We start from the raw sequence: 12,647 nt of genomic DNA, 5'->3' as shown, positions 1-12,647 counted from the left end.
GATTTGAATGATCGAAGTAAAATTGCATGATATCGGTGAAGGGATGACGGAAGGGGATATCATATCGTACCTAGTGAAAGCAGGGGACAATGTCAGTGTTGACCAGCCACTTGTAGAGGTCCAGACGGAGAAGATGGTGGCTGAACTGACATCGCCGGCAAATGGCACTGTCAAAGAGATTCTGGTTGATACAGGAAAAACGATTTCTGTCGGCACAACCATTTTGACCATCGCCTCAGAACAGCAAAGTACAGATCCGGCTCCTGCAAAGGAGGAAGCTGCAACAACCGTTGCGCCGGATGCGCCGCTACAAAAATCGATGATCATGGAAAGGAAAAAGGGTGATCCGCTATCCAATAGGGTAAAAGCAGCTCCATACACAAGGAAGGTTGCCAGGGAAAATGACGTTGATATCACAGTTGTTGAAGGAACGGGACGTGCCGGCCGAATCACAGTTGAAGACGTTCTTCGCTATGTGGAAGCAAGAGATAATGGCCAGACAACAAAAGCAGCCGCCGCACATACGGAAATGCCGATTGTTGAAAGACGGTCAACAGTAAGTCGACCTGAAGGGTCATTTGATACGATTCCATTTAAAGGCCGCCGCAAGCAAATTGCGATGAAAATGAGCCAGTCACTCTTTACTATCCCGCATGTCTGCCATTATGAAGAGATTGACATGACTGAGCTTCTTAATTTCCGCAAAGAGCTGAAAGCAATGGATGAAAACATTTCTGTTGCAGCATTCTTTATCAAAACGCTGGCTATCGCGTTAAAAGATTATCCTATTTTTAATGCCAAATTAGACGAAGAGAACGAAGTAATCCGTCTTGAAAAGTCGGTTCATATGGGAATCGCAGCGGATGCGGAAGAAGGCCTGATCGTTCCGGTTATTCGTGATGCGGATAAGAAATCCTTACGTGCCATCCATCAAGAAATGAAGGAATTGACACAAAAGGCAAAAGAGAACAAGCTGGCAGTGCGTGAAATCACAGGCAGCACTTTTACAATCAGCAACGTTGGTCCAATGGGAAGCATTGGCGCAACACCGATCATCAATTATCCTGAAACAGGGCTTATGGCATTCCATAAAACGAAAAAGATGCCTGTCGTCAATGAGCACGATGAAATCGTGATTCGTTCCATGATGAACGTGACAATGACGTTTGACCATCGTGTCGCCGACGGTGGAACAGCAATTGCTTTTACAAACCGATTTAAATCCTTGATTGAAGATCCCAAAAAATTAATGCTGGAGCTTGTCTGATAAGATTGAATGGAGGAAAAAGAAATGGCAAAACAGCTTGAAAAGTCATCAAAAATTGGTAATGAGGACGTTTTTCAAAAAATAGCGAATCACGAGCAGATTGTGTTCTGTAATGATCCGGTATCCGGCCTGCAAGCTATCATTGCTATCCACGATACAACCCTAGGCCCCGCTTTAGGTGGAACTCGCATGTATCCCTATAAAAATGTGGATGAAGCTCTGGAAGATGTGCTTCGCCTGTCAGAAGGAATGACGTATAAATGCGCAGCCGCCGATATCGATTTCGGCGGCGGGAAGGCGGTCATTATTGGAGATCCAGAAAAGGATAAATCTCCGGCATTGTTCCGTGCATTTGGTCAATTTGTGGAATCACTGAATGGACGATTTTACACAGGTACTGACATGGGGACCACGATGGATGATTTTGTCCATGCACAGAAAGAGACGAATTTCATTAACGGAATTCCTGAGCAGTATGGTGGAAGCGGCGACTCGTCGATTCCGACCGCCCAGGGAGTCATTTATGCACTGAAGGCTACAAACCAGTATTTATTTGGAAGCGATAGCCTTTCAGGTAAAACATATGCTATTCAAGGGCTGGGAAAAGTAGGGTATAAAGTAGCGGAACAGCTCTTAAAAGCCGGCGCCGATTTATTTGTAACGGATATACATGAAAATGTCCTCAATTCCATTAAGCAAAAATCAGAAGAGCTTGGCGGTTCAGTGACCATTGTAAAAAGTGATGACATTTACAGCGTACAAGCGGATATATTTGTTCCGTGTGCGATGGGTGGTATTATCAATGATAAAACCATTCCTAAGTTAAAGGTGAAGGCTGTTGTCGGATCAGCCAATAACCAGCTCAAAGACCTCCGCCATGCAAATGTACTAAACGGAAAAGGAATTCTATATGCACCCGATTATATCGTCAATGCCGGCGGCTTGATCCAGGTTGCTGACGAACTTTATGGGCCGAATAAAGAGCGGGTCTTGCTCAAAACGAAAGAAATTTACCGTTCTCTGCTTGAAATTTTTAATCAGGCAGCCCTTGACTGCATCACAACAGTGGAGGCCGCAAATAGGAAGTGTCAAAAGACGATTGAGGGCCAGCAAACCCGTAATAGTTTCTTTTCTAGGGGACGCAGGCCGAAGTGGAACATAAAAGAGTAATATTGAAAGCGTAAACATAAAAGAAAAGCGAAAACGCCTGTTCATCGATGTACAGACTGAGCTGAAATGTGGAAGACGGGCGTTTAGGGGCGACAAGCTAATTTGATGCTTTTTTTAACAGGGAAGAGGAGCTGAACATATGAACAAATATGAAACGATTGATCTTATGGAGGTGGCCAATAATGGGGCCACTCCTCCAAATTGTGATCTTACCTTGCAAATCCAGCCTGTTCATGCAAAGGATGGAAAATCAAAAGGAATTTGGGAGGTAGATGAGAAATTCCTTAATGGGCTTGGTGTCACAATGGGCGGATACCTTGCTTCAGCGGCTGACATCATGATGGCATATGCCATTTCATCGCAGTTGAAAGAAAACCAAACATTTGCGTCTATTGATCTGCACACAACTTTTCACCGCCCGGTTTTTCCAGGAACAGTAGAAGTTTATGCATCTGTTGAAAGATTGGGCAGAAAAGTGGCCTATCTGACGGCGGAATTGGTTCAGAATGATAAAAAGGTTGGGAACGCTGTTTCTTCTGTCATGATCATTGAAAAATAGTGAAGATTTTGGAAAGATATCAATTGAACTTAAAGAGACGAATGAAGTGTATAATAGATAGATCAGCTCATTCGTTTCATTAAAATACGGAGGTCTTCATTCTTCATGAGTTCTCAAAAACAATTAAACATATATTATGCTGTGGCTCCGATTGTGATTCTCACCATTTTGGCAGCGCTGACCATCTTCAAATGGGATGCAGGCATGTTCATTCCTTTATTGGGCGGTATCGTGGCAAGCGCGATTGTCGGGTTGATGGCAGGATTTAAATGGGCAGAATTGGAGAAATTCATTGCTCAGGGGGTCGCCAGGGCCTTGCCTGCCATTTTCATCCTTTTCCTTATCGGTGTCATCGTAGGTACATGGATTTTAAGCGGCGTGATTCCAACCATCATTTACTATGGCCTCGGAATACTTAGCCCGAAAATTTTTCTTCCGGCAGTCGCTCTTATCACAGGAATTGTTTCCATGACGCTTGGAAGCTCATTCACTTCTCTCGCAACAGTTGGACTTGCCCTAATGGCCATCGGTTCAGGCCTAGGATTTCCAGCACCTATTGTTGCCGGAGCGGTCATATCCGGTGCCTTTTTGGGAGACAAGCTTTCACCGTTATCAGATACAACCAATATTGCACCGGTCATGGCAGATACAGATTTATTCAGTCATATCCGCCATATGCTGTGGGATACGATTCCGGCATTTGCCATTTCTCTCATCCTCTATTGGGTGGTTGGTCTGAATTACTCCACCGGAGCTGCATCAGATGGGAAAGTTCAAGAGATCATGCAGGGGCTGGACAAGTTGTTTCTCATCAACCCGCTGCTTTTAATTTTGCCATTGCTTACTTTGTATATTGTTTTTAAACGGCTTCCTGCTGTTCCTTCGCTCATTTTCATCATCGCGTTGGGAGCCTTGGCAGCCTTGTTCGTGCAAGGAAGCAATATCACCCAAATCGTAAATGTAATGACGGATGGCTACAAAGTTGATTCCGGAGTTGAAACAATCGATTCATTGCTCAACCGAGGAGGAATCACCTCAATGCTGCCTACGATCGGCCTTGTTGTTTTGGCGACAGGCTTGGGCGGAATACTGGACGGAACTGGAGCATTCAAACGAATTATTGAGACGGTGGCAAGTAAAATTAAGAGTACTGGTTCGCTGATTTTATCGACCATTGCCTCAACTTTCTTAGTTGGATTGGCAAGCGGAGAACAATATTTGTCGATCATCCTTCCAGCTAGAACTTTCAGGGATAAATATAAAGAACGGGGTCTGGACACAAAAAATCTTTCCAGATGTGTGGAAGCAGCTGGAACGGTCGGTATTAACCTGATTCCTTGGAGTGTAACATCAGTTTTCGCTTCCCAGGTGTTGGGCGTTAGTCCAATGGACTTTATCCCATTCATCTTCTTCGCTTTTCTTGTGCCTGCCATTAATATCGTATACGGATATATGGATATCTCTATTGCGAGAAAAGATTATTCTCATGAGGGATTTTCCAAACAGGGGCTTAAAAAAAATTCAACACTTAAAAGTATTATGTAACAACGTCTTAAAAGCTACTTACCTTAATTTTCGAGGTGAGTGGCTTTTTTTTGCTGTTTGATTGGTTCATTTAGAATAAACATATATTACTCTTGGTTAAAATCTACTTTGGTGGGCTGAAAAATTACGGAATTGACTTCAGATACATTGCGGAAACGAAAATGCAATTCTCATACAAATTGTATAAATTAGCAAATTAAAGTTCATACAAGGTGATAATTGTATGGTGTTTTTTCAAAAAAATATAATGGTTTATGATATTTAATTGAAGTGAATGGAAGTGTTTATTAATCGGACGATAAAATCTTTTACGATTTTTTTTTGTTTATCCTTTCTGCGGTTATAGAATAAACATCTTTTGTTTTCAGAAAAGTTGAGGGAAAAATATGATACTATTTAGATAGCGCTTTCATTTTTATGGAATAAAAGGGGGGATTTCTTTGCGCAACGCAGAGAAAAAAGAACGTCAGTCAATCAACAGCCTGTCTCTTAAAAACATTTTTGAAGCACGAAAAAGAGTATATCAAATTGTAAAGCCTACTCCATTTATCCATTCTATTCCTTTATCAGAAAGCCATTCTTCACAAGTCTTTATCAAACTCGAAAACTATCACGAAATCGGTGCCTTTAAAGTAAGAGGGGCTGCCAATAAAATATTAAAACTTTCCAACGAGGAAAAAAAGAGAGGGGTCGCCACTTTTTCAACGGGTAACCATGGGCTAGCCGTTGCCTTTGTCGCCAAAAAGCTGGGAATCGGGGCCACTGTCTGTATTTCACCAAGGGTTCCAAAAGCGAAGGTGAATGCTATCCGGCGAGCGGGGGCAAATATTGAAATTGTTGGCAACAGCCAGGACGACGCTGAAAAATATTGCTGTAAGCTTGAAGAAAGGCAAGGGCTGACGGTGATCAAGCCGTTCGATGATCCTGATATTATAGCCGGCCAGGGTACTATTGGCCTCGAGATGGCGGAAGAGGTTCCCGACCTGGAAGCGGTTGTGATTCCATTGTCTGGCGGAGGATTGTTTGCAGGGGTTGCACTTGCGTTGAAGTCTTACAATCCGTCCATTCAAGTGATCGGCGTTTCAATGGAGCGGTCACCTGTTATGTATGAAAGCATCAAAGCAGGAAAGCCGGTCGTTTTACAGGAGCAGTCTACTCTTGCAGACAGCCTGCTTGGCGGTATCGGATTGAACAATGAATATACTTTTGAAAGCGTCAAGCAATACGCTGACGATCTAATTCTGGTTTCCGAAGATGAAATAGCAGAAGCTATGGGGTTCATGGCTGGCGAGCACCGGATGATTGTAGAAGGGGCAGCAGCTACGGGAGTTGCTGCGATTTTACAGAAAAAGCTTCCGCCAGGATTGTCCAAAGTAGGGACAATCATTACGGGGAATAACGTTGATCTCTCTGTTATTTCAAAAGTTATGCAAGACTACGAGATTCATCAGACAGGGGTGGGTGGATATTGAACTTGTCTTTGGAGGATGTATTCAAGTTTCCTATTTTTGAAACAGCCAAAATCATTTCGGGTAAAAAAGAGCTCCAAAAGAAAACAGTTGAATGGGTTTCGGTCATTGAGCGCCCTGTTGAAAATTTTGTTCGTGAAAACGAGCTGGTTCTTAGTACGGGGATAGGTTGCTATACAGATCCCCATTTATTTTTTGATTTTGTAAAAGACGTCTACGAATCAGGTGCTTCTGCGCTGGCTATCGCCACCGGCCATTATATTTATAGGATTCCGGAAGAAATCATTGATTTTGCGGAAGAAAACAAGTTTGTGATGATCGATTTGCCATGGGAAATCAGGTTTGCCGATATCATTCACGAAGTGACAAGCGCCATCAACAGGCTGCAGCAGGACGAGTTGATCCGGCTGAAGGAAGTGCAGCAGGAATTAATAGAGATGTTTTTAACTAAGAAGCCTTTTCTGTCCATTGTTTCTGTCATTGAAAAGGAACTGGGACTGCCGCTACTTGTTATGAATAACAGGGGGAATGTGGCAGGAGGTTCCGCTCAAATAAGGGATGTCCGACGGATGTGGAATGATATGAAAAAGAGCGAGGATGTGGAAGAATCACATCATCCAATTTTCTCCAAAATGAAGCGAGCCGAGACGATGGATGCCCAGTTGTTTCATATGAAAATCCAGTCAAGTGAGCAAAATCAGGGGGACTTTTTTATCGTGGCGCCGCCTTCCTACAAGATGAAGCTGAGGGATGCCAATCTTATAGAACAGGCGGTCATGGTATGTGCATTATGGTTTACAAGTGAAAATGCCATAGCTGAAAATAAAAATATGCTGCAAAAGGAATTTGTCAAGACTCTTATAAAAGAAGAGGAACTTCCCGAACAGTTGCTTAGAGAAAAAGCCAAAGACCTTGGCTTGGATGTAGATTTGCCGTATGAATGCCTGATTGGGTACCCCGAAAATTTGGAGTCCCTGTTTTACCAAGAGCAGAACAATAATATACAGACGAAGAAATCCTGGCTGGAAAATATGATGGCGTATATTGAAATGGAGTTGGCTGATGCGGCTCAATCCATTCGCCGCCAGACAATGTATGCCCAGGAAGGTGACAAGATGATTGTTTTTTTACAAACAAACGAATCTATTACCCAATCCTCTTCAAACGGAACGGTTAACCAGTTTCTTGATTTGGTCGACCGGAGATTGAACAAGCTTCTTCCGGGCGTCCTTGTTTCATGGGGGATAGGAAAACATCGGGACGGGATCATGTCTTTTTATAGAAGCTATCATAAAGCGGCTTCGGCTTTGGAAGTGGGCAGAAAACAAAAAGGGATTGGCAAGCGGTATCACTTCGACAACTCGAAGATCAGCAGGCTGATATTAACCTTATGCAGGAACGAAGAGGTGCAGGAAATTACAACGGCTACCATTTCACCTTTGGTAGAATACGATGAAAAAAGGGAAATGGACCTGATCAACACTTTCATTGTCTATAATGAAAATGCCGGCAATGTGAGCCAGGCGGCCCGCGTCCTTAACCTCCACAGGCAATCGCTTTTATACAGGCTAAGGAAGATCGAATCATTGACCAATCTCTCTTTGACGAATCCGGATGATGTATTCTTGCTGGATTTCAGTATAAAAATTTGGAGGAGCAGCGGAAACCGAGGAATGGATCAACAAATCAATCGTTTGACATAGCGAACTAGCCCCAAAACCGGGGCTGGTTTGTTTTTTACTTTTAGGGAGGAAGGGTCGATGGAAATCCGAGAGTGAAACGTTCATTATGCCGAAGTAATCAAATTGTATAAAAACAGGTAATCAAAATTCATACAGTTTCAATAATGTTTTTTACTTATTGAATAATTATAATAAATAAAAAATGTAAGCACTTACATAATTTTAGCTATTTGAAAGGAGGATTTGTAAGACAGGCTGTTCGGAAAATAATGGATAAACATTGTAAGGGGGAGTTCTTGAAATGAAAAAATGGTCAATGATATTCATTGTTGGTTTATTGGTATTGCTGACCGCTTGCGGAAATAGCAGCGAGAGTTCGAGTGGAGGAAAAAACGACGGGGATTCAAAAGCGCAAACGTCTGCGCTTGATCGCCTTATGAAAGAAGGCAAGGTGAAGCTTGGTGTAGCAAATGAAAAACCGTATGGCTATAAAACATCTGACGGAGATGTGACAGGTGTTGCACCTGAAATTACCAAAGCAGTCTTCAAGGAAATGGGCATCAATACAGTCGAAGGGGAAGTCACGGAATTCGGTTCCTTAATCCCGGCATTGCAGGCGGGACGCTTTGATGTCATCACTGCAGGCATGGACATTCGGCCTGAACGCTGTTCAGAAGCGGCATTTGGCGACGTGGAAATCCGCTATGGGGAAGGCATGGCTGTCCAGAAAGGGAATCCGAAGAACTTGCACAGCTATGAAGACATTGCCAAAAACCCAGATGTGAAGGTGTCCATCATGGCAGGAGCGAACCAGCATGAGTTCCTGAAAGGGCTTGGCGTCAAAGATAGTCAGATTGAAACGGCAGACAGCATTTCCTCCAACATCGCTGCAGTAAGCTCGGGTCGTGTAGATGCGACGGTGATGACGGAAGCGACGCTCCGCGAAGCGGTTGAATCAGCGGACCAGTCCAAGGTGGAAGAGGCCAAGCCGTTCACACAGCCTGAAATTAGTGGAGAAAGCGTCATGAGCTACGGTGCTGCGGTGTTCAGAAAAGAGGACAACGAGCTGAGGGAAGCATACAATGCAGAATTGAAAAAGCTGATCGATTCCGGAAAAATTCTTGAAATCTTTAAAGAGTTCGGGTTTGGCGAGGACAACCTTCCGGATGATGTAACGACAGAAGACCGTTGTTCAAAATAATAAAATGGGGCATTTGCCTAATTTTCTTTAATAAAATTTAGCAAATGCCCCATAGACGCAAGGGGGTTGTTAGCAATTGATACTTACATGATGTTTTTGCCAGAATTGCTGCGCGGCGCGGGTGTGACAATCCAAGTGCTCCTACTGTCCGCCGTTTTTGCCTTTCTTTTCGCGTTTGTCGCCGGCCTTGGCCGAGTGTCGCGCTTTTGGATTATCCGCTTTTCGATGGGCGCTTTGGTGGAGTTGTTCAGGGGGACGTCCCTGCTTGTACAGATGTTTTTCTTCTTTTTTGCTCTGCCTGCGTTCGGAATGGAGCTTACCCCGTTTGCCGCAGGGGTCCTGGCTTTGAGCCTGAATTACGGGGCGTACGCCTCAGAGGTTGTCCGGGGAGCGATCCTGTCGGTGCCCGGCGGGCAGACAGAAGCGGGCATTGCGCTTAACATGACCCGCTGGCAGCGCATGAGGCTCGTCATCCTTCCGCAGGCTTTCCGCCTGATGCTGCCGGGATTCGGGAACAACGCGATCGAATTGCTGAAGGGAACATCGCTCGTCTCGTTGGTCACCTTAGCTGACTTGACCTTCCAAGGCCGGATTCTAAAGGATAACTATACAGGGGACCAGGTGGAAATCTTCGCGCTGCTCCTTCTCCTTTACTTCGTCTTGGCGCTGCCGCTTATCTTCGGTGCGCGCTGGTTGGAGAAGCGGGCAGGGAAGGGGGTGGCTGCCAGATGACGTGGGACTGGAATTTTGCCATTGAGATTTTTCCAAGGATTTTCAAGGCGATGTGGATTACGCTGGGTGCCACCGTTGCCGCCTATCTGATCGCTCTGACGCTCGGCCTCGTGCTTACGCTTTTGCGGAGAAGCAGCTTTAAGCCGCTTAAGTGGCTGACGGTCGGCTTCATCGAGTTTGTGCGGAGCACGCCACCACTTGTCCAATTGTTCTTCCTATTTTACGCTTTGCCGGAAATTCCGTATATCGGCTTCTCGCTCAGCCCGTTTATGACAGGAGCACTTGGCCTTGGCATCCATTACAGCACCTATGTGTCGGAGATCTACCGCTCGGGGATCGACTCGATTCCAAAAAGTCAGTGGGAGGCAGCCACGGCGTTGAACTTCTCGAAGGCACACACATGGATGAAGGTCATCCTGCCGCAGGCGATTCCGCCGGTCATACCGATGCTCGGGAACTATCTGATTGTGCTGTTCAAGGAAACGCCGCTACTCTCTGCGATTTTGGTTGTCGAGATGTTGCAGACCGCCAAGATCATCGGCTCGGAGACGTGGCGGTATCTTGAGCCGATCACCATCGTGGGGTTGCTGTTCCTGCTGCTGAGCTACCCGTCGTCGCTGCTAGTGCAGCATGTAGAGAGGAAGGTCAACAGAAGCCGCGGAAGACAACAAACAAATAAAGGAGTGAGCGCATGATGGTAGCGATGCAGGATGCAATCTATGAAGAAGTAAATGAGATGCCGGCACCGGACCGGCTGATTGTCCGCTATCGGGGTATCCGGAAATCGTTCAGCGATTTTGAAGTCTTGAAGGGGCTGGACCTGGACATCAAGCAGGGGGAGAAGATCACCATCATCGGGCCGAGTGGCTCGGGAAAGACAACGATCATCCGGATGCTCATGACGCTGGAGGAGCCGACGTCCGGAACGATCATAGTGGACGGGGAGCCGCTTTGGCATCAAGAGGTCAAGGGGGAGCTCATCATTGCTAGCGAGAAACACCTGCGAAAGGTCCGCGGAAAGATCGGCATGGTTTTTCAACAGTACAACCTATTTCCGCATATGACTATATTAAAGAACGTGACGGAGGCGCCGGTCCATGTGCTCGGCATGCCGAAGCAGGAGGCGAAGGAGCGAGCGCTGGCGATGCTCGAAAAAGTCGGGCTCAAAGACCAGGTGCACAAATACCCGATCCAGCTGTCCGGTGGACAGCAGCAGCGGGTGGCGATCGCCCGGGCACTCGTCATGGAGCCGAAGGTGATGCTGTTCGACGAAGTGACATCAGCGCTTGATCCTGAGCTGGTGGGCGAGGTGCTGAATGTCATCAAGGATATCGCGCATACGACGAACATGACGATGATCCTGGTGACGCATGAAATGGACTTTGCCCGCGAGATTTCTGACCGAGTCGTCTTTATCGATAAGGGAAAGGTTGTGGAGCAAGGCCCGCCTGAGCAGGTATTGGAAAACCCGAAGACCGAAAGGCTAAACACATTTTTAAAACGATTTCGGAACGGGTATTAAATAAAATAAGTTATGAAAGAAGGGATTGATTTGTTATCGTTTAATATTATGGAGTATAAGGAGAGGCTTGAAAAGACAAAGCAGCGGATGGTGGCGGAAGGTATTGATGTTCTGCTTGTGACGGATCCGGCAAACATGAGTTACCTGACCGGCTATAACGCATGGTCCTTTTATGTTCATCAACTGCTTGCAGTTATTATTGATGAAGAGCAGCCTTTTTGGATTGGGCGGGGACAGGATGCCAGCGCAGCAAAGCACACTTCATGGCTTGACGAAGCTCACATTATTCCTTATGACGATGATTATGTACAATCAACAATCAAGCATCCGATGGATTTCGTCTGTAACTTTTTAAAAGAAAAAAAGCAGGATAAACGTACAATCGGTGTAGAAATGGATGCCTATTATTTTACAGCAAGAAATTATGTTCAATTGACAAGCGGCCTACCGGACGCAACTTTAAAAGATACAACGAATTTGGTGAACTGGGTCCGCATCATCAAATCCGATCAGGAAATTGAATACATTAAACGAGCAGCTAAAATTGCTGAAAAAGCAATGGGCGCAGCTGTTAACTCTATTAATGAAGGGGTACGCCAATGCGATGTTGTTGCCTCCATATCACATGCCCAGATCAGTGGTACTGAAGATTTTGGGGGAGATTACCCGTCGATTGTCCCGCTTCTGCCGACGGGTGAGAAAACATCTGCCTGCCATTTGACGTGGACTGATGAAACTTTTAAAGAGGGCGATCCGGTCATCGTAGAACTGGCCGGATGCTATAAACGGTATCACTCTCCGCTTGCTAGGACTGTTGTAGTCGGCAAACCGACCGACCAGCTGCAGTATATTGCTGCTGTTGTCGTAGAGGGATTGAATTCTGTATTAGATGCGATAAAGCCCGGAATAACGTGTGAGGAAGTGGAGCTGCTTTGGCGCAAATCCATAGAGACAAGCGGAATTAAAAAGGAATCCCGGCTTGGCTACTCCATTGGACTCAACTATCCTCCGGATTGGGGAGAGCATACGGCCAGCCTCAGGCCGAGCGATTACACCATTTTAAAACCAAATATGACGTTTCATCTGATTCCCGGAATATGGCTGGACCATGTTGGCATAGAAATCAGCGAATCATTCAGGGTGACAGAAAACGGATGCGAAGTGCTGGCTGACTTTCCAAGGGAACTGTTAATTCAGCCAAACATAAGACTTGCATAGGCACGGTAAGGCACAAAAAAATGAACCGCAAGTGTTCACATGGAAACATGGGACGCTTGTTTTTTCGTATTTTCCGCAGGAAGTCTTCATGTTGCAAATCAAAGCGCTTCCGCTTTTCTATTGTCTGATTGCAGGTGGCAGGGGCTCGAGTTCGAGTTCGCTTCGGTCAAGGTGATGAAGTCAAAAATGGCTTCACCATCTTGCCCTCCGACGCACAAGGATGTGCTAGTGCAAGCGAAGCGAAAGGACGTCGCTGCTTGAGCCTGCCGACGGACAGGAAGT

The 12,647-nt window shown here is 45.6% G+C and carries 11 protein-coding genes; all 11 read left to right on the top strand.

What is annotated here, in order from left to right; genetic code table 11:
- The first annotated feature begins 7 nt into the window (after window positions 1-7).
- The 11 genes from D5F11_RS01330 to D5F11_RS01280 all read left to right on the top strand — a co-directional run bounded on the left by D5F11_RS01330 (window position 8) and on the right by D5F11_RS01280 (window position 12,365).
- On the top strand, window positions 8-1,267 hold the full coding sequence (locus D5F11_RS01330) for a dihydrolipoamide acetyltransferase family protein (RefSeq protein WP_185830432.1): 1,260 nt from the start codon (window positions 8-10) through the stop codon (window positions 1,265-1,267).
- A gap of 24 nt (window positions 1,268-1,291) precedes the next feature.
- Window positions 1,292-2,437 carry a Leu/Phe/Val dehydrogenase gene (locus D5F11_RS01325; protein ID WP_120118681.1) on the top strand — a complete coding sequence of 382 codons (1,146 nt, stop codon included), beginning with the start codon at window positions 1,292-1,294 and terminating at the stop codon, window positions 2,435-2,437.
- A 139-nt stretch (window positions 2,438-2,576) separates the two neighbouring features.
- Window positions 2,577-2,996: a PaaI family thioesterase gene (locus tag D5F11_RS01320; protein ID WP_120118682.1), complete on the top strand. Its 420-nt coding sequence runs from the start codon at window positions 2,577-2,579 to the stop codon at window positions 2,994-2,996.
- Window positions 2,997-3,101: 105 nt separating this feature from the next.
- Window positions 3,102-4,541 carry a Na+/H+ antiporter NhaC gene (gene nhaC / locus D5F11_RS01315; RefSeq protein ID WP_120118683.1) on the top strand — a complete coding sequence of 480 codons (1,440 nt, stop codon included), beginning with the start codon at window positions 3,102-3,104 and terminating at the stop codon, window positions 4,539-4,541.
- A gap of 440 nt (window positions 4,542-4,981) precedes the next feature.
- Window positions 4,982-6,013 carry a hydroxyectoine utilization dehydratase EutB gene (gene eutB, locus D5F11_RS01310; RefSeq protein WP_120118684.1) on the top strand — a complete coding sequence of 344 codons (1,032 nt, stop codon included), beginning with the start codon at window positions 4,982-4,984 and terminating at the stop codon, window positions 6,011-6,013.
- On the top strand, window positions 6,010-7,713 hold the full coding sequence (locus D5F11_RS01305) for a PucR family transcriptional regulator (protein ID WP_120118685.1): 1,704 nt from the start codon (window positions 6,010-6,012) through the stop codon (window positions 7,711-7,713). The genes eutB and D5F11_RS01305 overlap by 4 nt, the downstream gene beginning before the upstream one ends.
- A 280-nt stretch (window positions 7,714-7,993) precedes the next feature.
- Window positions 7,994-8,893, top strand: a complete 900-nt coding sequence (ehuB, locus tag D5F11_RS01300) for an ectoine/hydroxyectoine ABC transporter substrate-binding protein EhuB (RefSeq protein ID WP_120118686.1) — start codon at window positions 7,994-7,996, stop codon at window positions 8,891-8,893.
- Window positions 8,894-8,980: 87 nt separating this feature from the next.
- Entirely contained in the window at window positions 8,981-9,625 is a 645-nt protein-coding gene (gene ehuC, locus D5F11_RS01295) for an ectoine/hydroxyectoine ABC transporter permease subunit EhuC (protein WP_120118687.1), read from the top strand.
- Complete coding sequence (ehuD, locus tag D5F11_RS01290) at window positions 9,622-10,320, top strand: ectoine/hydroxyectoine ABC transporter permease subunit EhuD (RefSeq protein ID WP_126646474.1); 699 nt, start codon at window positions 9,622-9,624, stop codon at window positions 10,318-10,320. The genes ehuC and ehuD overlap by 4 nt, the downstream gene beginning before the upstream one ends.
- Complete coding sequence (ehuA, locus tag D5F11_RS01285) at window positions 10,320-11,147, top strand: ectoine/hydroxyectoine ABC transporter ATP-binding protein EhuA (protein WP_120119396.1); 828 nt, start codon at window positions 10,320-10,322, stop codon at window positions 11,145-11,147. Before ehuD ends, ehuA begins: the two co-directional genes overlap by 1 nt.
- 30 nt (window positions 11,148-11,177) lie before the next feature.
- Entirely contained in the window at window positions 11,178-12,365 is a 1,188-nt protein-coding gene (locus D5F11_RS01280; RefSeq protein ID WP_185830431.1) for a M24 family metallopeptidase, read from the top strand.
- Window positions 12,366-12,647 lie beyond the last annotated feature (282 nt).

The organism is Siminovitchia terrae (assembly GCF_003605405.2).
GTDB lineage: Bacteria > Bacillota > Bacilli > Bacillales > Bacillaceae_C > Siminovitchia > Siminovitchia terrae.
The sequence above is the reverse complement of the archived record's forward strand: the minus strand, read 5'-3'. Positions and strand labels throughout refer to the sequence as shown.